The 20,457-nt window shown below is 54.2% G+C and carries 26 protein-coding genes; 14 read left to right on the forward strand and 12 right to left on the reverse strand.

Features of this window, described 5'->3' with window-relative positions; genetic code table 11:
• Positions 1–109: 109 nt before the first annotated feature.
• Both AC5S26_RS06515 and AC5S26_RS06520 read right to left on the reverse strand, forming a co-directional pair.
• Positions 110–289 carry a hypothetical protein gene (locus AC5S26_RS06515; RefSeq protein WP_494184039.1) on the reverse strand — a complete coding sequence of 60 codons (180 nt, stop codon included), beginning with the start codon at positions 287–289 and terminating at the stop codon, positions 110–112.
• Positions 290–572: 283 nt separating this feature from the next.
• On the reverse strand, positions 573–1,730 hold the full coding sequence (locus tag AC5S26_RS06520) for an acyltransferase family protein (protein ID WP_494184040.1): 1,158 nt from the start codon (positions 1,728–1,730) through the stop codon (positions 573–575).
• 136 nt (positions 1,731–1,866) lie between these two features.
• Here AC5S26_RS06520 and AC5S26_RS06525 point away from each other — a divergent pair, with 136 nt between their 5' ends.
• From AC5S26_RS06525 to AC5S26_RS06550, 6 genes are all read left to right on the forward strand, one after another.
• Positions 1,867–2,202: a nuclear transport factor 2 family protein gene (locus AC5S26_RS06525; protein WP_494184041.1), complete on the forward strand. Its 336-nt coding sequence runs from the start codon at positions 1,867–1,869 to the stop codon at positions 2,200–2,202.
• A gap of 262 nt (positions 2,203–2,464) precedes the next feature.
• Positions 2,465–3,049 (forward strand): YceI family protein, encoded by a 585-nt coding sequence (locus AC5S26_RS06530; protein WP_494184042.1) that lies wholly within the window; start codon positions 2,465–2,467, stop codon positions 3,047–3,049.
• Between the two features lie 409 nt (positions 3,050–3,458).
• Complete coding sequence (locus AC5S26_RS06535) at positions 3,459–3,692, forward strand: hypothetical protein (protein ID WP_494184043.1); 234 nt, start codon at positions 3,459–3,461, stop codon at positions 3,690–3,692.
• A 130-nt stretch (positions 3,693–3,822) separates the two neighbouring features.
• On the forward strand, positions 3,823–4,128 hold the full coding sequence (locus AC5S26_RS06540; RefSeq protein WP_494184044.1) for a panthothenate synthetase: 306 nt from the start codon (positions 3,823–3,825) through the stop codon (positions 4,126–4,128).
• An 82-nt stretch (positions 4,129–4,210) separates the two neighbouring features.
• A complete protein-coding gene (locus AC5S26_RS06545; protein WP_494184045.1) occupies positions 4,211–4,597 on the forward strand; it encodes a VOC family protein in 387 nt (128 codons plus the stop codon).
• Positions 4,598–4,811: 214 nt separating this feature from the next.
• A complete protein-coding gene (locus AC5S26_RS06550; protein ID WP_494184046.1) occupies positions 4,812–5,249 on the forward strand; it encodes a hypothetical protein in 438 nt (145 codons plus the stop codon).
• 170 nt (positions 5,250–5,419) lie between these two features.
• Here AC5S26_RS06550 and AC5S26_RS06555 read toward each other — a convergent pair whose 3' ends face one another.
• Both AC5S26_RS06555 and AC5S26_RS06560 read right to left on the reverse strand, forming a co-directional pair.
• Entirely contained in the window at positions 5,420–5,833 is a 414-nt protein-coding gene (locus AC5S26_RS06555) for a CRISPR-associated protein Cas5 (protein ID WP_494184047.1), read from the reverse strand.
• 113 nt (positions 5,834–5,946) lie between these two features.
• The gene (locus tag AC5S26_RS06560; protein WP_494184048.1) at positions 5,947–6,558 is read right to left on the reverse strand and encodes an HD domain-containing protein; all 612 of its coding nucleotides are present in this window, start codon (positions 6,556–6,558) and stop codon (positions 5,947–5,949) included.
• Between the two features lie 188 nt (positions 6,559–6,746).
• On the opposite strand from AC5S26_RS06560, the gene AC5S26_RS06565 reads away from it, so the two are divergent.
• Entirely contained in the window at positions 6,747–6,956 is a 210-nt protein-coding gene (locus AC5S26_RS06565) for a DUF1059 domain-containing protein (protein WP_494184049.1), read from the forward strand.
• A gap of 189 nt (positions 6,957–7,145) precedes the next feature.
• On the opposite strand, the gene AC5S26_RS06570 is transcribed toward AC5S26_RS06565, so the two are convergent.
• A complete protein-coding gene (locus AC5S26_RS06570) occupies positions 7,146–7,487 on the reverse strand; it encodes a hypothetical protein (protein WP_494184050.1) in 342 nt (113 codons plus the stop codon).
• A 565-nt stretch (positions 7,488–8,052) separates the two neighbouring features.
• Between AC5S26_RS06570 and AC5S26_RS06575 the strand changes: the two genes are divergently transcribed.
• From AC5S26_RS06575 to AC5S26_RS06585, 3 genes are all read left to right on the forward strand, one after another.
• Complete coding sequence (locus tag AC5S26_RS06575; protein WP_494184051.1) at positions 8,053–8,955, forward strand: LysR substrate-binding domain-containing protein; 903 nt, start codon at positions 8,053–8,055, stop codon at positions 8,953–8,955.
• 68 nt (positions 8,956–9,023) lie between these two features.
• On the forward strand, positions 9,024–9,533 hold the full coding sequence (locus tag AC5S26_RS06580; protein WP_494184052.1) for a lipocalin-like domain-containing protein: 510 nt from the start codon (positions 9,024–9,026) through the stop codon (positions 9,531–9,533).
• Between the two features lie 214 nt (positions 9,534–9,747).
• A complete protein-coding gene (locus tag AC5S26_RS06585) occupies positions 9,748–10,767 on the forward strand; it encodes a proline iminopeptidase-family hydrolase (RefSeq protein ID WP_494184053.1) in 1,020 nt (339 codons plus the stop codon).
• A gap of 202 nt (positions 10,768–10,969) precedes the next feature.
• Here AC5S26_RS06585 and AC5S26_RS06590 read toward each other — a convergent pair whose 3' ends face one another.
• Positions 10,970–11,323 (reverse strand): STAS domain-containing protein, encoded by a 354-nt coding sequence (locus AC5S26_RS06590; protein ID WP_494184054.1) that lies wholly within the window; start codon positions 11,321–11,323, stop codon positions 10,970–10,972.
• Positions 11,324–11,639: 316 nt separating this feature from the next.
• Between AC5S26_RS06590 and AC5S26_RS06595 the strand changes: the two genes are divergently transcribed.
• The 3 genes from AC5S26_RS06595 (at position 11,640) to AC5S26_RS06605 (ending at position 14,879) form a co-directional block, all read left to right on the forward strand.
• Complete coding sequence (locus tag AC5S26_RS06595; RefSeq protein ID WP_494184055.1) at positions 11,640–12,170, forward strand: hypothetical protein; 531 nt, start codon at positions 11,640–11,642, stop codon at positions 12,168–12,170.
• A gap of 158 nt (positions 12,171–12,328) precedes the next feature.
• Positions 12,329–13,993: a hypothetical protein gene (locus AC5S26_RS06600; RefSeq protein ID WP_494184056.1), complete on the forward strand. Its 1,665-nt coding sequence runs from the start codon at positions 12,329–12,331 to the stop codon at positions 13,991–13,993.
• A 508-nt stretch (positions 13,994–14,501) separates the two neighbouring features.
• The gene (locus tag AC5S26_RS06605) at positions 14,502–14,879 is read left to right on the forward strand and encodes a hypothetical protein (protein WP_494184057.1); all 378 of its coding nucleotides are present in this window, start codon (positions 14,502–14,504) and stop codon (positions 14,877–14,879) included.
• Between the two features lie 211 nt (positions 14,880–15,090).
• Here the strand turns inward: AC5S26_RS06605 and AC5S26_RS06610 are convergent, their stop codons facing one another.
• Positions 15,091–15,648 carry a PEP-CTERM sorting domain-containing protein gene (locus AC5S26_RS06610; RefSeq protein WP_494184058.1) on the reverse strand — a complete coding sequence of 186 codons (558 nt, stop codon included), beginning with the start codon at positions 15,646–15,648 and terminating at the stop codon, positions 15,091–15,093.
• 258 nt (positions 15,649–15,906) lie between these two features.
• Between AC5S26_RS06610 and AC5S26_RS06615 the strand changes: the two genes are divergently transcribed.
• A complete protein-coding gene (locus AC5S26_RS06615; RefSeq protein WP_494184059.1) occupies positions 15,907–16,443 on the forward strand; it encodes a hypothetical protein in 537 nt (178 codons plus the stop codon).
• Between the two features lie 248 nt (positions 16,444–16,691).
• Here the strand turns inward: AC5S26_RS06615 and AC5S26_RS06620 are convergent, their stop codons facing one another.
• From AC5S26_RS06620 to AC5S26_RS06640, 5 genes are all read right to left on the reverse strand, one after another.
• Positions 16,692–17,561: a CPBP family intramembrane glutamic endopeptidase gene (locus AC5S26_RS06620; protein WP_494184060.1), complete on the reverse strand. Its 870-nt coding sequence runs from the start codon at positions 17,559–17,561 to the stop codon at positions 16,692–16,694.
• A gap of 314 nt (positions 17,562–17,875) precedes the next feature.
• Positions 17,876–18,394, reverse strand: coding sequence for a hypothetical protein (locus AC5S26_RS06625; protein ID WP_494184061.1), 519 nt, complete (start codon positions 18,392–18,394; stop codon positions 17,876–17,878).
• A gap of 514 nt (positions 18,395–18,908) precedes the next feature.
• Positions 18,909–19,271, reverse strand: a complete 363-nt coding sequence (locus AC5S26_RS06630; protein ID WP_494184062.1) for a hypothetical protein — start codon at positions 19,269–19,271, stop codon at positions 18,909–18,911.
• Positions 19,264–19,707 carry a hypothetical protein gene (locus tag AC5S26_RS06635; protein ID WP_494184063.1) on the reverse strand — a complete coding sequence of 148 codons (444 nt, stop codon included), beginning with the start codon at positions 19,705–19,707 and terminating at the stop codon, positions 19,264–19,266. The genes AC5S26_RS06630 and AC5S26_RS06635 overlap by 8 nt, the downstream gene beginning before the upstream one ends.
• The gene (locus tag AC5S26_RS06640; protein WP_494184064.1) at positions 19,704–20,177 is read right to left on the reverse strand and encodes a hypothetical protein; all 474 of its coding nucleotides are present in this window, start codon (positions 20,175–20,177) and stop codon (positions 19,704–19,706) included. The genes AC5S26_RS06635 and AC5S26_RS06640 overlap by 4 nt, the downstream gene beginning before the upstream one ends.
• Positions 20,178–20,457: the final 280 nt, after the last annotated feature.

The raw sequence follows: 20,457 nt of genomic DNA on the forward strand, positions 1-20,457 counted from the left end.
AAACGGGTTGAACTCATCGGCAGTTGGGATGATGTCTGAAATCAGTAAGATGAGGAGGTTTCAGGCTTGACAGAGTAAAGCGGTGGGTTCGCTTCGGTTCTTCTGTGGGTCACTCGGCTGCGATCATCTCGCGAACGGAGGCGATGCGCTTTTTAATGCCCTCGATCTTCTCGGGCCAGGAACCTCCGGTGTGATCCGGATAGGGAATTCCGGCGGCGTACTCTCGTTCGGCTTCGGCGAGATTGTCGAGGAGGTGGTCGAGCTTTTGCTGGAGGGTGGGACCGCTCATGGAGAAAAGGCTATCACTTTAGGGGTGAGGCTGGCGCGGTCGGTCGGAGGGTTAGGTTTCAGGCTCCAAGAGCTTTATGGGAGGCTTTGGAAAACAGGCAACAGCAAGAACAAAGGCGAAATACAGGGATCTCTCCGCTGCGCCGCGCGATGAAACTGCGCGTCTCCGGTCGAGATGACGTTGGTGGTTGAGTGATCTGTAGTGCGATGAAGTTGAGTGTCTGAGTTGAGATGACGTGTTGGTTGAGTTATGTGGTGTGCGATGCTGCGCGCTTTGAACTCCATCAGATGCGGAGGAAGAGTTTTTTGCGGTGCAGGGCGTAGAGCAGGGACCAGTAGAGGAGCAGGGAGATGCTTCCGAGGAGAAGCAGTTCGATGCCTTCGCCGAGATGGCTGCGGAGCCGATCGGCCATTGAGGAGTAGAGGGAGGAGGAGTCGATGAGGTGCTCCCACAGGTTGGCGATGAGGTAGGCGGCGATGGAGTTCATGCCGATGACGATGAGCGGGAAGGCGAGGGTGCGGTGGCCTCGCTGCTCGACGATCCAGAGGAAGGCAGACAGGAGATAGAAGCAGAGGCCGCCGCTGAAGAGGGTCCAGGCCGGGGTCCAGATGCGCTTGACGATGGGGTTGATGCCGAGGAGATGAAGGACGACTCCGGCGGCCACCAGCGCGGTACCGGCGAGGAGGAGACGGCGGATGGGAAGGCTGGGCGCTGCGGTGAGGAGCCATCGACCGGCGATGAGGCCGAGGATCATGGTGCCGAGGGTGGGGATGAAGCTGAGGGTCAGGTATCCGCCACCGTTGTAGAGGAAGGGAGAGGTGCGGGGAAAGAGGTTGAGGAACCAGAGGTCGAAGGCCTGGCCGAGGTTGGCGTTCTTGTTCCAGTGCGCTGCGAATCCGTGAAGGAGATGGCTGTGCCAGTTGAGTGGGACGCCGACCGCCGCGTAGTTGAAGCCGGTGGGCGGAAGGGGATAGAGCGCCCATGCGAGCCAGTAGCCGAAGAGGATAACGGCGAGCGCAGTCCATTGCCAGCGTGGCCGGACGCAGGCGAGAAGGAAGGCGAAGGTGTAGCCGAGGCCGATCTGAGTGAGGGTGTCTTCCAGGGTGACGTAGATGGGGGGCCGGTGAATGCAGCGAAGCAGGATTCCGAGGGCGACGAGGATGAAGCTGCGCTGGACGGTGTGGGCGAGGCTACGGGAGAAAGCTTCGCCCTTACGCTGACGGCTACGGAGGGAGTAAGGGAGAGCGACTCCGACGAGAAAGGTGAAGGAGGGTTGGATGAGGTCGTGGAGACTGAACCAGGTCCATTCGACGTGGGTCTGGTTGAAGGCGAGGATGCGCCAAAAAGTGCTGCCGGGCCAGGCGCGGGAGACATGGGAGAGGCGAAGGACCTCGGCCATCATGAGGAACATGACGAGACCGCGGTAGGCGTCGACCGCCATGTTGCGCTGGGGCTTGAGGACCGGGGTAGAGATAGAGGGCTCGATAGGGCACCTGAGATTTCTGTGGGAAAGGCTATCAGGTGTGGGAAGGGTTGAGGAAAGGCAGTTTACGCATCCAATGGATGTGAGGTGAGCGATGGCGGAGCGAGCGGTCGAAGGAGTGGTGCGGGAGTGCTTCCGGGCGTATGTAGACAAGGATCGTGGGCTGCTGGAGAACCTAGTTGCGGAGGATTTCACCTTTACTTCTCCGTGGGACGACCATATCGACCGGAAGACCTACTTCGAGCGGTGCTGGCCCAACAGCGATCGAATTAAGGAGTTCCGTCTGGAGCGAATCTTCGTACATGGGAACGAGGCGTTTGTGCGCTACGAGCTGGTTCCGATGGATGGGAAGACCTTCCGGAACGTGGAGTGGTTTCGGGTGGAGGACGGGTTGTTGCGCGAGGTTCAGGTTTACTTTGGCTCGGTGTGAGGCGTTGGAATCTATCCGGGGAAGGTCCAGGTGTTTTGATCGGGCAGATAAGGACCGCCGGGGACTCCCCAGTTCCAGGAGGGCATGGGAGCCGGCTTGACGGAAATCGTGTCGAGCTTTGGCACCTGTCGCAACGAACTGATGCCGAGGCCATTCCAAGTTAATCTTCGGGAGGGTGGACTTCGAGGCCATGGAGGATTCTGGCGCGGGTCATGTTGACTTGGCGGCACGAGGGACTGACACTTTTACGATGCGACCAGCGATGATGCGATCAGGACTTGCCAGTCTTCTGGCGTTTGCGCTGTTTCCGTTGGCGGTCCGGGCGCAGGCTCCGGTATTCGCGACGACTCCGGAGGAGAGCAACGTCAATTTTTATGTGAAGGCTTCGGTTGCCCTGACCGGGAAGTTCGAGCGATGGGATGCTTCGCTGAAGTTTACTTCCGCGGATGTCACATCGGGAGTCCTGAACATCAAGATTGATGCGGCCACAGTGAATACTGGGAGCGACATGAAGGACGGAAAGCTGCGGAGCAAAGACTTCTTCGACGTGAAGGAGAATCCGTCGATCACGTTTCGGTCCACGGGGGTGACCCAGACCGGTCCGGTGACGTTCGATATCCCGGGCACGTTTACGATCCGGGGAGTGTCTAAACCCGAGACGTTGAAGCTGACGATTTCAGGCAAGGGGACCCGCGCCGGGGAGATTAAGGGGAAGATGGCGTTTGACCGAAAGGACTACGGAATGACGAGTGGTATTCCGTTCGTGAAGATCGCCGATCGCGTAGAGGTTGAGGTCGATCTGAAGGTGAAGCAGGTGAGTGGGCCTTCTCTGGTTTATAAGCAATGAACCTTGGATGATGTATGGGCCACCCGCCGAATGCCCACCACGCGGTGAACTGCATGCATGGGCATTCGGCGGGTGGCTTGGATGTATAGGTTGACCGCTACCTTCAATCGTTCGCGAATCAAGTCTTTAACGAGTTCAGACTGATTTGCACTGAACTCGATGCCATGTACATTCGGCATCGGAAAAGGCCTCCCTTCATAAAATCGATACTACAGAGCAAGCCGTAAGTAATGTATAAAGGCGGACTTGTACGGTCTTGAGGAGTCGACTGTCCATCAAGTGAGGAGAGGTATGACGGTGTTGAATCCTCCTCTGGTCGGGTGCTGCTCCGCATAGCCATTCGTAGAGGGTGGGCAATGGGGAAATTTAGGTCTACTCTGGGCTCTGTGGAGCATGAAAAAAGGAGGTCATGATGGCTCTCAGTTTTGCGACGGATATTCGACCACTCTTCCGGGATGAGGATGTTGAGTGCATGCAGGGGATGGGGGTCGATCTTGGTGACTCTGCGTGGATGTGTGTTCCAGCCAATGCGCAGAGTGTGTATGAAAGAGTTGCGGACGGCTCGATGCCTCCGGACGAAGCATGGCCAGCGGATCGGATTGCCTTTTTCAAGTCGTGGATGGATGCGGGTTATCCGGCGTAAAGGTTTCGAATTCAGATGGTGAGGTTCCATTCCGGGGAATCTTCTATTGACTTGGTTTCGATCGCAGGCGTAGCTTAGCCTCCTCCTGACGGGCCCTCAGATATTCGCCGATGGCGGCCGGAGTGTTTCCATGCGCATGATCATGTACGTCACTTTTCCTGTTGAGACTTTCAATGCTGCAGTCCGAGATGGTTCTGCCGGAACCAAGATGAAGCGAATCCTTGACCAGTTGAAACCCGAGGCAACATACTTTACGGCCCGAAATGGTCAGCGGAGCGGGGTTCTGATTGTGGATCTTGCGGATCCGTCGAAGATCCCAACGCTTGCAGAACCGTTCTTTCTTTTGTTCAATGCGGGGGTGGAGGTGCATCCGGTGATGCTGCCTCAGGATCTTGCTGCGGCGGGGTTGGAAGGGCTGGGTAAACAGTGGGCATAGCCTCCGGAGACAGGAGGTAGTTATGCCAGTTGACTTACATCTTCAGAATCGAGATAGAGCTGTGGATGATGAGAGGTCATGCGTGACAGAGACAGCTATAGGCAGCGTCTCCCCGTTCTTTATTGTGCGAAACGTCCCGACGGCACTTTCGTTCTATCAAGAAAAACTCGGGTTTGACGTTGTCTTCCAGGAGCCGAATGGCGAGCCCTTTTTCGCTATTGTGAAGCGGGGAGGGGCGATGATCTTCGTCAAGGATGTCGGCGCGGAACCGCTCCCCAACTGCAAGCGTGAACGGGAGGCTCGATGGGACGCTTATGTGTCAGTGCCCGACCCCGATGCACTGGCTGCCGAATTTGCGACGCGCGGAGTTACCTTTTCCAAACCTCTGCGGGATACCGAAGACGGTCTGCGTGGCTTCGAGCTTGAAGACGCGGATGGATATGTGTTGTTTTTCGGGCGTCCTCGTTGAAGGCGAGTTTGGAGGAGTCGGAGCCAACGATTGAAGGGGATGAGGTTACGCTGGCCCGTTGGTGTACGCGATTCAAGGCTGATTGGCTTATGCGATGAGGTTGCATGAGTGGGAGAGCCTCTTCATCGAGAGAATGTTCGTTTGTCTGACGCTGTGGATTGCGAGTATCGTCTTTCCGGGCCCCGCAAAATCTAATTTGAGCGAGGACACAACAATGAAGAACCTCCTAAATATCCTGAAGATGCTGGGCGCGAGTGGATTCTTGTGCCTGTTACTTGCAGTGCCTGGCGCTGCGCAGATTGCCGACGGTCTGGATTTTTCAACGGACTTTGCCTTCACGGCGGGCTCTACCAAGATGCCTGCCGGAGCTTACACTATCACCCAATCTGAAGATATGCAGGGCATTATGAAGATTACGGCTGCGTCTGGAAACCATAGTGCGATGGTGTCGTTCACACCGATGCAGGCGGAGACGACCCATGCCACCTCAGATGTGACCTTTCGCCGATATGGGAAGGCTGAGTATCTGGACACAGTTTTGGTCGGGGGACAGAAATACGGGATGAAGATTGAGCCGACGAAAGCAGAGCTAGAGGCAGTCGGCGGTCAAAAAGCTGAGGTGCATAAGGTTTCTGGAAAGTCGAAAAGCTAGCGATTCATCTGTAGGATTTCCCCGGGCCCATCCATGGGGTGAGACCGCATGGATGGGCGCCTCATTTCAGGTGTGCGGCACAGGTGGGGATGGATACGAGTTGCCGGATTTGTGCGTATGGGCTTTAGATGTAATAGCTCGACCGAAACTCAGGCGTATGCGGAGCGCGGTTAGAGAGTGGCCCCAACCAGCTCCATCTCAGCAGCAGGCGTCATTTCGCTGCCAGGTTCCGTCTTTCCGGAGGGAACTCCGCGAGGCTTCGTTTGCTTACGCCAGATTCGGATGATTTCGAGATTCTCGGCCTGAGTAAGCTTTGTCACCTTCATGTTTTGCTGACCGGCCTTTGCGTTCATCGGACGCACGATGATGGCTTCCTTGACTCCGGGACGGACTCGCAGGAAGACGCCGCGGGCTCTGCGGGGCCCGGGAATTGGCGGGGTCGAAGCCATTCGCAGTTCGCCGTTCGGCTTCATGTTGCGTAATGCGTAGACGGCGCAGTCGCCGTCCTTCAAGAGTTCGCGAATCAGATCCTTGACCAGTTCGGACTGATTGGCGTTGAACTCGAGACCATGTACATTCGGCATTGGATATGCCTCCCTTTCATGAATCGATGTTATCGAGAAAGGCATAAGTAATTCGTAAAGAGGAGTCTACGATCGCGTATGGGCCACCCGCCCATACGATTCAGGACTTGAAGTCACGAGGTCCAGATGTCCTTGCTTATCCGGGCTTCTGATTCTAGTTGAGAAAGAAATTGTTGGACGTAGGGCAATCGTGAGTCGCAGAGTCTGCGCCCCTCTGCGGTCTGAATGTACTGCAAAGCGATATCAATTTTCTGCTTATACCATTCGATCGCTTGAAGAGGGGGCAGGTCCATTTGTCCGAAGAGTGCAAAGACGCGAGCGATGCCCACTGCCGAGAGACCGTCGAGTTTGTCTGCGTCAAACAGGATCTTTGCTTCGTCGGTGGATGGTTGGATGGTCCTGACGTGTTCTGAGGAATGTTCGCCAATCACTCTGAGAACCTTACTGGCCTTCTCGTCCGGGCAAGCCGCCTGCTTCAGAATTTCCTCTGCAGCTCGCAGACTCAATTCCACATGCTCGGCCTTTTTCCCAGCGGGTTGCTCGACATCGTGCAGGAGTACTGCGAGTTGCAAAATTTCGTAATCGACTTCCTCGATGGTGGCGGCGATGGCAAGTGCGTTCTGCATGACACGCTCGATGTGGTCAAAGCGGTGTGCCACGGATTGGCCGGAATTACTTACGCGTCGGACGACTTCACTTCTTACGGAATCTGTCAGCTTAGACATACTCCCTCAATCTTTTCATAATGATTGAGGGCCATCCACCGCTATCGGTGGATAGAGAAGAGCGGTTCGCGCTTCCGTGCGAATGAGCATTCATGCGCTGAAGGCGCATAAATTGATTGGCCACCCAGCCAACGATCGCGAAGGACTGACCGTCGAAGTCAAGCGAAGCCGTGTGAGGTGATCTTTCGATGAAGACAATGACATGTAAAGAACTCGGAGGGAATTGTGACGAGAAGCTGTCTGCTTCGTCGTGGGACGAGATGGTGAGCGTCATGGTGAAACACGTCACGGAGAAACATCCGGATGTGTACAAGCAGATGGAGAAGATGCACAGCGAGGACCCCAAGAGATGGGGCAGAGAGACGAAGCCGAAATGGGATGCCGCTTCCGAGGTCTGATCGTGTACAACGGCGGCGTTGCCGGGCGGAAGTGGTTTCCTTCGATGCCAGATGAGGGTTCGAGCTTCGCTCGAATGCCCCATTCATGCGCTGATGCTGCATGAATGGGACCCCCGTCATGGTGGGTTTCTATATGGGCCACCCGCCGGCGATGGTATGACGGTCTATGGAGTTGATCGGAAGATGGAGCTATTTGACGTGCACGATCGCACCACTCAGCGTCCCTGACACTTCTACAATCACATCTCCCGGCTTCCGTGAGTGCACGGGACTGTCGACGACGACTATACGGCTTCCTATCGGTTCTTTAACATCGATGGACTTACCAGGTTCCAGCTTGATGATCTCGTCTCCATCTTTAAGCACCATTGGAGCACCTGATTCATTGATCAGAGAAAGCTTAACTACCTTCGATCTACCGATTGCAGCGTTTACGGGAAGATCAAGATGCCCTACTTTGGCATGTGCGGCTTGAGGTGCCATCAGTGTGAGAGCAATCAATATTGGGGAGATTGATGTGATGTATTTCATATGCCTTTCTTCTTGCAACAACAGAGTGGAGTAAATTCAAGAACACTTATTTCCATAAAGCGATAACCTGACTTTCGTTCGATCGCTCGTCAGATGTTGTTGTAAGAAGAACGCAGGGGGTTGGCGTTTATTCCCGAGAAACGCAACCTTATACCTTCGTCAGGAGATAAATGCTTCGGCGTGTATGCACGAACAATTCAGTGCATTAATGCTTTTTTATGCGAAGCCTAATTTCTTCGAAAAGATGGGCCGCACGGCGCTCTCGACTCTACCGACAGGTAGTTCCAAACTAAGTTGGAACTACCTGTGCCACCGTTATCCCATCGTGTTGTTGTAAGTATCCGTTGAGCGATAATCTGGCCACTTGAAACAAATTGTGGCCACCGTAAATACAATGCTTCCATATCGCGTCCGCCGGTACACGGACTTATGGAAGCCACCTCACAAGCTGATCTTTCTCAACGCATTGTTGAGCAGGATTATGCTTTCCCGCGGCAGGCAGATGGGTTGATGACGCCAGCGTTCCTGCTCCGTACTCCGCAACTCATGTAATCTCAAACGCAGAATGCCACTGCATAATCTCGATCTCGACACCCTGCGGACACTCATCACGGCCCATGATGTGGGCGGCTTTGCGCAGGCGGCAGACCGCCTGGGGCGGACGCCGTCGGCGATCAGTCTGCAGATGAAGCGCCTGCAAGAGGAATTAGGAACACCGCTCTTTCGTAAGCACGGCCGGGGCCTGAAGCTGACAGAAGCCGGAGACACAGCGCTCGGATATGCCCGGCGCATGCTTGCACTCAACGACGATCTGCTGCAGACCATGCAGGGCGTGACGTTGGCCGGCACCATTCGCATCGGTGCTCCACAGGATTTCGCCGCGCTGCTCCCTGATGTTTTGCGGCAGTTCACGGCGCTTTATACACGAACTCAAATAGAGCTGCGTATTGAGGGTAATGGCGCTCTCATTGAAGCCATCGACAAGAGCCAGCTTGATCTCGCGCTGACCGTTGGATTCGCGGACCGGAAGGACGCTCTGATGCTGGGCGAACTGCCTGTGCTCTGGATTGCGAGCCGAGCGTTCCGCACACAGGATACTTCTCTCCCCCTCGCTGTACTCGGCCCGCAATGCGCCTTCCGCAAGTCCGCCGTGCAACAGCTCGAAACCGCCGGTATCCCGCATCGTATCGCGGCCACCAGCCCAAGCCTGAACGGCCTATGGGCCGCGCTTCAAGGAGGGCTTGGGATCACCGCGCGCACAGCCATGCAACTGCCGGCTCATCTGGTGGCAAGCAGGTCGTTGCATCGCCTGCCTGCTCTTCCATCTCTTCCCGTGGCGCTGCACCGTGATCCGAATGCCACGAACCCTGCCCTTGATACTTTTTATTCTTTGCTTGGCACGGCAACACGAGCCGCTCTGGCCGAACTTGCGCAGCCGCAAGGCTCCCGGGTATTGCGGAAAACGTAAGCGAAATTCAATCGTTCGGTAAAAAGAATCAAATTGTGCAGCGTTCGTGCGGTTAGTACGGTGTACCCATGATCGCCATCGTTTCCGTTGTTGCTACCGTGGCACTCGCTATCTCCTCCGCGGATGCCCAGACGCCAGCCCAAAACCCGTATGTCGGCACATGGAAGCTCATTGCAGCGGACAAGATCCTGCCCGACGGTAAGCGCGTCGCCGATTATGGCGCAGTGCCGCACGGCCTGGCCATCTTTACCGCCGACGGTCATTTCATGATTGATGTATTTCGCGATGTGCGCACAAAATTCTCCGGAAAAGACCGCGAGAAGGGCACGTTCGAGGAGTACAAAGATGCACAACTGACCTCGAGTTGCAGCTTCGGCACCTATAGCTTCGACTCCGCCACCGGCAAAGTCACCCTCCATATCGACCGCAGCACGTTTCCGAACAACGACGACACGACACAGATCCGCGACTACGAACTGAAGGGCGACACTTTGAGTTGGCGCGTCAGCCCTCGACCCGACGGCTCGATCCCCATTACCGTGGTGCGCCGCATCGTTGTTCAAGGAAAACGCGATTAGAAGTCTAAGCGTGGAAGGAGTCGAGCTCGAGTCTCCGTTGGTAAGAACAGGCCTCAGCGTTCCTTGACCCATTTCAGATCGATCGGTGCCTTCGGCAAGTTGCCGTGTAACCGTCTTTTCCCGGAAGGCCGTTTCGGATTAGGTTCCGGGTGGTCGACCACCCGGAAGTCATGGCGAAGGCCAGCAATCCGATACGACGATTATCCTATGGAATATGAAACGCCGAAGCTTCCTAAAATACTCTGCTGCTGCTTTCGCTACAACCGCCTCCACGTCGGCTCTGTCGCAATCTGCACAAGCGGCAACCCATCTTGAGCCAACACAGATCGCAGACGCTTTGAACCCTAGCGGAATTCGTGTTGCGGGCATTCGCATGATTCCAGTCGCCGGAGGCAAGTACAAGGTCTGGACCAAACAGATTGGTTCCGGTTCTGTGAAGGTGCTTCTGCTCCATGGCGGACCTGGCTTTCCGCACGACTATCTGGAAGCAATGGAGTCCTTCTTACCGCAGGCGGGGATTGAGATGTACTACTACGACCAGCTCGGTGTTGGGAACTCCGATGTTCCCGACGATCCGACGCTCTGGACTCTGCCTAGATATCTCAGCGAGGTCGAGGAGGTTCGTCGTGGACTAGGCCTGGATCATTTTGTACTTTACGGCCACTCCTGGGGCGGCATGCTTGCGATCGAGTACGCGCTGAACTACCAGCAGCACCTGCGCGGCCTGGTGATCTCGAATATGACGGCAGGCATACAGTCTTACCTCAAGCGAACGGCTTCCTTGAAGACGCAACTGCTCTCGACTGAGTCGCTGGCAAAGTTCAATGCGATGGAGGCTGCGAAAGACTACGAAAACCCTGCATACACCCGAATCGTCATGGAGGAACTGTATCCGCAGATGATCTGCCGTTTGAAGCCTTGGCCCGAGCCCGTGACGCGTGCATTCCGCCTCGGGAACGAGAAGATTTACAACCAGATGCAGGGCAAGAGCGAGTTCGAAGTGACGGGAAATTTCAAGGACTGGGAGCGCTGGGATCGCCTGCACGAAATTAAGGTGAAGGCTCTCACCATGGGTTCGAATCATGATGAGATGGACCCTGCCGACATGCGTAAAATGGCGACGCTGATGCCGAACGCGACCTCTGCCATCTGCCCCAACGGCAGTCATATGGCTTTGTGGGACGATCAGGCCATCTATTTCCGGCACCTTCTCGCCTTCCTGGGCAATGTGTAGACTTCTATCGGTGATGGCACAGAGCGGCCTTGGTAGGAGTGCTGTGTGCCATCACCGAGGTCCTAGCCGAGACCTTATAGCTCGCCGTCGAGGATGCCTGGAATGGATAAACACCCCGAGACGACAGGTGTCCAGTTCGGGATGTTGTTGTTCGTCTCCAACAGTCATGGGTGGGTTTGGATGTATGGCCACCCGTCCAAGATTACGGTCCAATGCGGATGTGGTGTTCGCCGGTGAAGGCGAAGACGGGGAGCAGGTTGGTGAGGATGAGGAGGTCGCGGATCTTCTGGTTGAGGCTGCGGAGCTCGACCGTGGTACCGCGACTTTTCGCGTGAACGTAAAGGCGGACGACGGCGCCGAGTCCCATGGAGTCCATATGGGTGAGGTGGGCGAGGTCGAGGATGACATGCTTGTGGTCGGGCAGGAGCGTGGAGACGGGAGTGTAGAGCTGATCGGCGTAGTTGGCGGTGAGTTTTCCGTGGCAGCGGACGAGGGCAGTGGCGCTGTGTTCTTCGATCTCGATGTAGAAGGGCGGCGGAGTGGCGGAAGCTTCCATGCGGGGCTCCTTTGGGGAGACCTATTTTACAGGGTGGGATTTAAAGATGGTTCGAGTGCCGCTCGAATGCCCACCTTAGGGACGATAAGATCGTTGCGAAGATGGGGCCCCCGATTTTAGATGTGGGCCACCCCGCCTGACGGTTCCCCCCAAATCCAATTGTCATTGGACTTTTGAAGGCGGGATAGGTACAAACAATAGCGGTGTAACCAGACGAAATTCCGGGATGTCTACAACCGGATACCTTTGCCGATCCGCCTTCCTCCCGCCTGCATCCGTTGCCCAATTCAAAATTGACGCACAATGGAGATCCGTCATGGAAAAAACTTTGGTTCCTCAAGCCCTGCACACCGACGAAAAAACTACTACCCCTGCCGCCTTGCACACAAGCAATGCCGAAGAACTTCCTCGCATGCGGGATGCAGCCGGCCAAGTTCAAAGCCCCCTCAATTTGAGGTTGCCCATCACCAAAGGAAAGAACTGGGAAATTTTTGCCTATTTGGCCGACCCGAAAAATTCCAAAGCAATCAATGACGGACTGAATGCTGTGGGAACAGTACATTTTGCCCGTTTCCTTCCAGAGGCTGGGTTCGCCCTCTTTCTCTCGCAGACTCTGTGGGTTTTGACCGAGTACGACGGCACTTTCGACCAGTACATTCAAGACTTCGTCAATCAGATGGGCGATATCTTCGACGGACTGCTCGGTTTTGTGGACAATCCCCCCCCCACGCCCGTGAAAGACAATGTCGCGGCCTTCGGAGCGTGGGTTAACGCTCACAATGAAAAGAGCAATCTCTACTCGGCCTACCCCACACTCACGGTGCAAACCATCCTGAATAATAGCTAGCGCCAGCTTAAATAATCGCCAAACAACCTACGCAGGGCCCGCGTGCATCGGGCCCTGCGTGTGTTAAGGAATCGATTTGTCACTGTGCGGGATGGCGAAGAAATTCGGTCTCCCACACGGTGCGAGATGTGTTTCTGCCTTAGAACAGGAGACCAAGTATGAAATACCTTTGCATGATTGCGCTGATGGTGACCGGAACCTTGCTTCCGGCGCAGACTATTCCTCAGGACGCGGCTCCCAATTGCCCAGTGGCTTCGACGACGTTCGACCAATGGTTCCAATCGGGGAAGCCTGTCGTGAACGGGGTCGTGAATCCCGCGAATAGCGTTGGTTTTACAGAGGGAAGCGTGTGTTACTTCTATGCGTGGGCAAAACAAATGTTCCTCTGGGTGACATCGGAATCGGGCGGCTCACGCATCTTTGACTCGGCGACTTTCTATGATGTTTCTCCTCCCGATAGCAGCGGCAAAAGGACGTTTCTGCCGCACGGCAACGGTTCGTTTGTTCACTCGATGATGCTGCGGGCCGACAAAGGTGGTCCCCATGATTTGCCGATCATCGAGGGCAGATCGGGCCAATTGTTCGAAGTGATGAAGCCACCTGTCGATCACTCAGGACAGCAGATTGTCGTCAATAGCGCAGGCAACCTGGTGGAGGTGAGCAAGGCGGTTATAACCTCGAACCACAAGCTGGCGTTTCTGGATCGAGCTGGCAATACGATCGCGCTGCCGTCTGCCGGAGCTCTCAGAAGCGATTCCGTGCCATCGGACATGATCCAGACAGCAGAGGAATTTATGGTCGACGGAAAACCGGTGTTTGTCGACTCCAACGGCAATATTATCGACGTGGAACAGGGGCAAGCAGGAGGCTCCGGAGTTTTGGAGACACAAAAAGACGGCCTGGTCTATTACTCGACGATGACAAACGATGTCTACGCCTACTTCCTGACGGGAGTGAAAAATGGTGCCATTGATGCCACGCAATTTCCGACAACGCAGACAGACCTTGCCGCAATCCAGAAGTATGCTGCCGCCAATGGAAAGGCAAGCTTTACGGACGCACAGGCACTCACCGTGGAATTGAAGAGTTCCTGGATTGAGGTCACCGAGCTCACTAAAAAAAATTACATCACGACGATGGCAAAGATTCCGGTTTACGACAAGTCAAATCCACAGAAATGGGTTCTGACAGGCCAGAGGAAGGCCACGTTGGGGCTGCTCGGCTTGCATATTGTGGGCAGCGTCAAAGGCCATCCGGAGATGATCTGGGCTACGTTTGAACACTTTGGGGACACGCCAAATGCTGCGTACACGTATACCAATACGAATGGGGGCCCTGTAACCGTTCCTCAGAGCACAGCCGGGAGTTGGCGGTTCTCAGCAACCAATTCGACCGGCCCGTTTAATGCCGAGCATATGACGGCAAAAGAAGGGAACATTCTCGCCGCGAGCGGGTATACGATCAGCCCCAGCGACTCCTTGAGAACTTATGCATGGGGCGCGGGAGCCAGCAACGCGGCGGCGAACAGCAACCTTATTTCAATTCACAACAGCGTAAACGCGCTGATGCCGAAGGGTGATATCCGCTCCGATTACTTCCTGATTGGGGCTACCTGGACGACGGCCGGCAATGCGCCTCCAGGAGGACAGGCAGGCGCGACCAACGTCGCCAACTCGACGATGGAGACGTACCAACAGCACACGAAAGGTTGCTTTCTGTGCCATACAGGATCCCTGGCTCCAGATCAGCTAAGCCACGTCTTCGGGGGAGAGACAACCGGACTGCAGCCGCTGTTTCCGGCGAGCAGTGGCAACTCGAGGTAGGATACTTTGCTTCGAGGTGGCCTCTGTTTGAGGCAACTGCGGTGCTGGGGAGCTGTGGCCCCTTTATGATGCAGAGCGCGATGCAAACGTTCGCAGCGCGCTCTGCGTCAGTGGTTTTAAGCCACGGAATCGGGGGCCGGCAAGGATCGAATGCCCACCTTGGCGACGATCAGACCGATTTTTTGCGAGCAGGCCGGCTGTGGGCCAGCCGTCCGCAGGTGGCTACGGAAACAGCGGGGAAAACAGGAGATTTAATGATGACTTCGCGCTTTCAGAGTGAGTCAAGGAATTTATTCCGCAAGCCAGCCGGCGCAGATGCGGACGGAGAACAACGAACCGCGGTAAACTCTCCGAGATTTACTTCGGTGAGCGACGGAGGACCTGAATGAGTCATCGCATGAGTGTTTTATCTCGTCGGCTTGGGCGTTTCGCGGTCTTCTTCTCGGTCGTAACCTTTTGCTTTCTCGGAGTCGGGTTTTATGCCCACGCCAACAATAAAGATCAGGCCATGTTCTTCGTAGCTGTTCTTGCTTCAGGGTGCTTCTTCACCACCGTTTTCTTATGGCTGGCGCACGGATTCGCGTGGGCGATGATTCCAGAGAACCCTGTAGCGGCGAAGAATACTGTGGAGTCGATGGCACCGGAAGAGTCTGCAGAGGTGATGCCACCGTTAGAGGCATTGAAGCCTGACGTGACATTAAAGCCTAAAGAGGCATTGAAGCCTCAAGAGACATTAAAGCGTATAGAGGTGAAAAAACCTGTGGAGGAGAGAAAACTTGTGGAGGAGAGGAAACCTGCGGAGGAGAAGAAACCTGTGGAAGAGGAGGCGGTCACGCCAGACGATTCTCACGCGAAGTACACCATCACAGGAAGGCGCATCCTCTGATCTCAGAGAGTTTGTCGCGCGGACAATCCAGGTACTTCGCTGAGCATTAACCAGGATATAGGCCGTCATCGCATCCACCAGGCGGAACCCATTTTACCGGGGGGATTTTAAGACGGTTCGAGCGTTGCTTGAATGCCCACCTTAGCGACGATAGAGCCGTCGCGAAGATGGGCACCCGATTTGTGAGCAGGGCCGGATGTGCGAGCCGTCCTTACTGTATGGCCGCTCGTTCAAAGCGTTTTCTTTCAGTACCTAGAAGTGCAAGGAAGCCTATTCCAATCATTGCGATGGTGGAAGGTTCCGGTACGGGAGACGTGCCAACATCTCTTCCGTCGAGGGAAATGTCGGCGCTCCAGGTGCTTTCCCCCTCATAGTGATCAGGAATACCAAAGCTAGGGATAAGGGATATTACAACCGCGGAACCGGGATGTGAGTTGATCTGAACCTGTAAGCCGTATGACTCGATCGTGAACAGAATTTCATCCACGTGAGAACCATCAGGACGCGTGAAATCCGGCGCAGTTATGTAGGTAAATCCGGGAATTATGTACTCAGGCCCGAGACCTATATAGTCGGGCGCATGAACGATTGTGTTAACAGTGATAGCAGACGGCAATGTGAAGGTGAAAGTGCCGTCGGTATCGAAGCCCCAGCTCGGGCCGTGGCCATTGGCGTTGGTGTTGTTGATAAGCGTGTACTGGATTGGGTTGGCGTAGGCAGCAGCCGAAAAGAACAGGGACAGAATTAGAGCGAAGAATATGCGAGGCATTATTTCTCCCGGGGAGGTTTCTTAAACAGAGAGACAGTACAGGAGAGTTGTATGCAAACTCAAGGTGCACGTTGAGAAAAAGTTTTCAGATATTTAGGGGCGAAGCTCCGCATGAACGGGCACTCATTATGAGTTGGATTAGGATGTGGGCCAGCCGTCTACGAATATTTATTTGTTTGATTTGAGGAGTACGTTCTATGCTTTTTAATCAAAATCTGTGAAATCGTGGTCATTCCCGGGAGCCTTAGGAGGCAAAGCATGAAGATTTATGCAGCAATTCTTCTATCCGCTATGGCTGTTTCCTCTGCCTATGCGGCAGACGACGTCGTTGGTGCGGTTCATGGCGTGATTGAGAAGATCGATCCTGCAGCCAAAACGATGTTGGTCAAAGCAAGCGACGGCACGGAGCACTCCGTGCATTTCGTCAACACAACGGCGGTTCATTCGGCGCACGCTTCGAAAGAAGTGGGTGCTGATTCCTGGCACGGATTGCAAAAGGGCTCCGAAGTGGTGGTTCACTACACCAAGCGGGGATCGGAAGAGACGGCAGGGGCGATTGACAAGATTGGCGATGACGGCCTGAAGGAATCGAAGGGCGCGGTAGAGAGTATCGACCGGACGGGGAAGACCATCACGGTGAAGTCCGAGGACGGCGCTAAAACGACGTTCGCCATGACCGATGATGCTGCAAAGACGGCGGGAAAAGATATCGCAACGGGGAGCGAAAAAGGAGCTCACGTTACGGTGTATTACTCAGAGAACGCAGGGAAGAAGATCGCGCATTTCTTCGAGTAAAGACTGAAGCTCGTTTTGTCTTGATAGCACTTGATAGTCGGTCGCCCGAAAGCCTATGGGTATGGTCTGGACTTTATCGGGTTCGAGCTTTCCACCCCGGGCAGCGGGCTGCCCGGGGACCCCAGTTTTCGCTCGAATGCCCACCTTAGTCGCTTTGCGACGAAGATGGGGCACCCGATTTTTGAGAGGGGCAGATGTGGGCCACCCGCCCCCGAGTCCTTGAAGGCATGAGTTCACCCGTTTGATCGCTATGCTGCGGCTGTCGCGGTTTCCAGCTCGTGGCGTCTCCGCCAGAAATAGATGGCGAGGACGGTTACTACGAGTGGCAATACGAGGCCGAACTCATCGATGAACCAAGGGGTTTTTCCGGTATCGCGGGTTAGCGGAGTGAAGATCTTCTGGATATAGAGGTTGTGGCTCGCATGCAAGATTGCGCCCGTCCAAAGGCTGCCGGACTTGAGCCGCATCCAGGCAAAGATGAAGGAGAGCGACATGACCATTACCGAAAAACAGATCAGAGCATACCAGGTTGGCGTTCCGGAGTTGTAGTCGGCCCAGATGAGAACGGGGTAATGAATCAAGGTCCATACCACGCCGCTGAACAGCGCTGCACAGGTGAAACCTATCTTCTTGTAGAGCTCTGGAAGCAGGAAGCCACGCCAGCCGATCTCCTCACCCAAAGCACGTGACATGATTCCAATGATGCCCAGACTACCGGTGAGCAGAACGTAAATGAGTGTAGAGATGAGGGGAGAGGCATGGAGGCCCATGGTTGCAACAAGCTGTTGCATGAAGTCGAGGTTGGGAAATCCGCCCATACCGCTGGACCAGATGATGACGTAAGCGATGGTCACGTAGATCAACGGGATGCTCCAGCTTATGAAGGCATATCTTGATTGTGGCCATCTCCAGCCCAATTCGCATAGCTTGCGGCCGCTGAGCTTAAGCGTCGCTATTGCCGCCAAGCCTGAACACCACGTGATGCCCATGACATAGAGGCCTTCGGCCCCTCGGAGTTTATGAGAACTGAGAATGAGAAAGTTGAAGATCGCACTGAGCGCGGTGAGGAGCAGCAGAAAGATGATGATCTGCCGCCAAGATCCTTTGGACTCTGACATGGGAACTACAATCCTTTGAAGTTTTGTTGCCTTGAGTAGCGGACAACTAACAGCTTAAATATAAGCGGGATGTCGAAGCCCGGTTCCTTCTCGAAAACCCCCGCGCTCCTCCTTCTCGACCTTTGTCGTCATGAGGGATTTATCTGGTTCGCGCTTTCGCGCGAATGCCCCACTCATGCGATGAGGCTGCATGAATGGGGCACCCGTTATGGGTTGGATTGGATGTGTGGGCCACCCGCCCCCCGTCCACCCAAGGTATGGGTTGGTTTAGATGTGTGGGCACCCGCCAACGGGGAGCGAAAAAGGAGCTCACGTTACGGTGTATTACTCAGAGACCACAGGGAGGAAGATCGCCCATTTCTTCGAGTAATCGAGCGAAGGGTTGCGACAGCTCCGGTGGCCAAAAGGACAAGACCTCCTGGTTCGGGTACGGGGGAGGATTCCGGGGTGATGGTGAGGTTGTAGGTGTCCAGGCCGGACGTCAGGGTGAACTGTCCGGTGAGGAAGCTGGGCGTGGCCTCGGTGCCGGTGTAGAGCTGCGGGCCGGAGAGGGCGAGGTTGCCAAGGTCAACCAGGCTCAGGCCACCTGCGGCGAAGTTGTTAAAGAAGTTGATGTTTGAGGTCTGGCCGAACATGTTGTCGACGTTGACGAGAACGTTATCGAGCCGGAAGAAGACGCCTGCTACGTCGAGGTCCGGTGTTGGGCTGGAATCGAGGGAGAAGGTGTAGATGGAGCCTTGTCCGGTGATGGTGAAGTCGAGGGTGTCGGCTTTTACGACCGGAGCGACGAGGATGGTGAAGGCGAGCACAAGGACTTGATAGACGGTACGCATGGGAGCGTCCTTTCAGGAGGAGTTGTCTTGTGTGGGGGCCGGTGCGAGAAGTATAGCAAGGATGGGTAAGAAGGGGATTGGATGTAGGGCCACCCATCCGGAATGAGAAAAGCGGTTCGAGCTTCGCTCGAATGCCCACATCTCAAAATCGAGATATGGGGCATCCGATTTTTGCGGGCGGGTCAGATGTGGGCACCCGCCAACACACGCGCCAAGTTTATCGAAAACTACCTTCAAGAGTCTTTGTTAAACGAGTCGCATACATCTCTGATAAGTGAATCGCGCGAAAAGTCCGATAGCTCCACTCTCGGATATGAGTAGGATTTGTCGCCTGTGATGTCCCCAATGATTAATGGGTTTCCCCCATATTTTTTTGCTACAGCTATAGTTGCGGCGAAGGTATCTATGGCTACAGTAGTTTCATGGAATTGTCGCAGAGGTACTGTGTATTGTGATCCTTTTGTTGCCTCAATTGAATCTTCCAGATGAATACTCCCGGTTCGATCCGTACGACTTATTGAGATAAGCCATTTTGGTAGTGTGCCTCGTAAATCTGTTTATCGCCTGTACCTGTATTAGAGTTGTCATTCCATCTGTAAACCGAATTGGAAAGCTCTCCAAAGAGAATAAGACTAGTTAGTTCGAATGTATGCGTGTGTATCAACCAAGAGGGCTGCTGCACTTGACGAAACCCTGGCTTCCATATATGAAAGCGCAATGCCATGTCTTCGCTATCGTTCAACGCGGCATGAACAAAACCAAGCGGATGCTGTCTGAACTGGCATTTCTTTAGAGTTTCTAGTAGTTCCGATTTGAGAAGAAATGCTTGGTTCCACGAAAAAGCGCTTAGCAAAGTTTCAATCCAAGCTTCAGGCATATTGATGACTCTTTCCGTGCATTAATTTCCAAATTTTTTCCAGACGCTCACCATCAAGGTCTTTGTATTTGAGGTCAAGTCGATCGATTACAGAAAGCAAGTCGGTGGGAGACTTGATCGATATCTGTGAAAGACTGTCGAATCCCTGAAGTTTTTTGCCTTGTTTGGCCTGCAGGTCGAGATCTTTGACATAAGTATTGTAGAAGTGCGAGTCTTTGTCCGCTCGAAGCCCAGGTTCGCTGGGATCCTCACTTGTCATGACCATATAAAGATCGGAAACATCGAGTCTCATGACTGACCAACTCGGCAAGAGAAATGTCTCAACATCCAAAAGAGGTTCATGGATACTTGCTTTAACTGCAGATAGTATCGTAGCGAGAACGTGGTCTCTGACGGAATCTGCTGTTAGTGGATGAGCATTTTGGGCAGACTTCACTCCGTTTCTATATACCGAATAGCTATGGCAAAGTTTTTCGTTATCAGGATCAATAACATGATCCTAATTTTTCGTCTCGTGCCAGTGTTTTTTGCGCTGCTTATAAGCGTAGAAAGAGTTTCCTCTCTTGTATATCTTCCCATTCCGCCTTTCAAGGTCCACGTAAGCGACTTTGTGGCAGCATCTTTAAGAAGTACTCTGATTTGCGTTGATTCGACTGGCTCAAAGTTCGCACGGCGCATTTTCGATGGAGTGACCCAGAGGATGAAAATGCCAACAAAAATTGTTGTTGTTAGCGTCGTAAATAGGCCTTCAGCCAGTTGAGCGAATACCTCTGTTCCATGGCGAGAAAGGCTGCTATTCCACTGGGGTAATACGGAATAGCGTAAAACAAGACAGAGAACCGCTAGTAAGGTGCTTACGGTAAAGAACAGCTTTCGATGGGCGATGTTATTAAGAATTTCTTCCATATTGAAACTGAATAATAGTTCCGCCTACTCGATGCCGTGATCCAAAGGACTTAAAAGCACTGCCAAGCCCGGGTTGTGCGCTATTTTCGCCTACCGCCCTTGCCTAGGTGCCGCCAAGCATCAAGTGTCGTGCGCCAATTCTGCCTACTCCTAAAGCACGAGTCGAGGAGGTATTGTCAGTTCGCTCTAAAATCCCAATACTCATCCACCTGTCTGAATAGCGGGTTGGCTTTCTGTTACTCGTGCATACCGCTTTTCTGGAGTGCCCGCGATTTCCAGT

The organism is Edaphobacter sp. FHG110511_03 (assembly GCF_059115365.1).

Bases quoted from the DNA above. Each gene is read 5' to 3' on its own strand.
- AC5S26_RS06610 (WP_494184058.1), bottom strand. From the start codon at position 15,648: ATGCCTCGCATATTCTTCGCTCTAATTCTGTCCCTGTTCTTTTCGGCT.
- AC5S26_RS06600 (WP_494184056.1), top strand. From the start codon at position 12,329: ATGAAATACCTTTGCATGATTGCGCTGATGGTGACCGGAACCTTGCTT.
- AC5S26_RS06560 (WP_494184048.1), bottom strand. From the start codon at position 6,558: ATGTCTAAGCTGACAGATTCCGTAAGAAGTGAAGTCGTCCGACGCGTA.
- AC5S26_RS06575 (WP_494184051.1), top strand. From the start codon at position 8,053: ATGCCACTGCATAATCTCGATCTCGACACCCTGCGGACACTCATCACG.
- AC5S26_RS06550 (WP_494184046.1), top strand. From the start codon at position 4,812: ATGAAGAACCTCCTAAATATCCTGAAGATGCTGGGCGCGAGTGGATTC.
- AC5S26_RS06535 (WP_494184043.1), top strand. From the start codon at position 3,459: ATGATGGCTCTCAGTTTTGCGACGGATATTCGACCACTCTTCCGGGAT.
- AC5S26_RS06595 (WP_494184055.1), top strand. From the start codon at position 11,640: ATGGAAAAAACTTTGGTTCCTCAAGCCCTGCACACCGACGAAAAAACT.
- AC5S26_RS06585 (WP_494184053.1), top strand. From the start codon at position 9,748: ATGAAACGCCGAAGCTTCCTAAAATACTCTGCTGCTGCTTTCGCTACA.
- AC5S26_RS06565 (WP_494184049.1), top strand. From the start codon at position 6,747: ATGAAGACAATGACATGTAAAGAACTCGGAGGGAATTGTGACGAGAAG.
- AC5S26_RS06640 (WP_494184064.1), bottom strand. From the start codon at position 20,177: ATGGAAGAAATTCTTAATAACATCGCCCATCGAAAGCTGTTCTTTACC.
- AC5S26_RS06630 (WP_494184062.1), bottom strand. From the start codon at position 19,271: ATGCCTGAAGCTTGGATTGAAACTTTGCTAAGCGCTTTTTCGTGGAAC.
- AC5S26_RS06555 (WP_494184047.1), bottom strand. From the start codon at position 5,833: ATGCCGAATGTACATGGTCTCGAGTTCAACGCCAATCAGTCCGAACTG.
- AC5S26_RS06590 (WP_494184054.1), bottom strand. From the start codon at position 11,323: ATGGAAGCTTCCGCCACTCCGCCGCCCTTCTACATCGAGATCGAAGAA.
- AC5S26_RS06530 (WP_494184042.1), top strand. From the start codon at position 2,465: ATGATGCGATCAGGACTTGCCAGTCTTCTGGCGTTTGCGCTGTTTCCG.
- AC5S26_RS06520 (WP_494184040.1), bottom strand. From the start codon at position 1,730: ATGGCGGTCGACGCCTACCGCGGTCTCGTCATGTTCCTCATGATGGCC.
- AC5S26_RS06615 (WP_494184059.1), top strand. From the start codon at position 15,907: ATGAAGATTTATGCAGCAATTCTTCTATCCGCTATGGCTGTTTCCTCT.
- AC5S26_RS06570 (WP_494184050.1), bottom strand. From the start codon at position 7,487: ATGAAATACATCACATCAATCTCCCCAATATTGATTGCTCTCACACTG.
- AC5S26_RS06525 (WP_494184041.1), top strand. From the start codon at position 1,867: ATGGCGGAGCGAGCGGTCGAAGGAGTGGTGCGGGAGTGCTTCCGGGCG.
- AC5S26_RS06515 (WP_494184039.1), bottom strand. From the start codon at position 289: ATGAGCGGTCCCACCCTCCAGCAAAAGCTCGACCACCTCCTCGACAAT.
- AC5S26_RS06605 (WP_494184057.1), top strand. From the start codon at position 14,502: ATGTTCTTCGTAGCTGTTCTTGCTTCAGGGTGCTTCTTCACCACCGTT.
- AC5S26_RS06540 (WP_494184044.1), top strand. From the start codon at position 3,823: ATGCGCATGATCATGTACGTCACTTTTCCTGTTGAGACTTTCAATGCT.
- AC5S26_RS06620 (WP_494184060.1), bottom strand. From the start codon at position 17,561: ATGTCAGAGTCCAAAGGATCTTGGCGGCAGATCATCATCTTTCTGCTG.
- AC5S26_RS06580 (WP_494184052.1), top strand. From the start codon at position 9,024: ATGATCGCCATCGTTTCCGTTGTTGCTACCGTGGCACTCGCTATCTCC.
- AC5S26_RS06625 (WP_494184061.1), bottom strand. From the start codon at position 18,394: ATGCGTACCGTCTATCAAGTCCTTGTGCTCGCCTTCACCATCCTCGTC.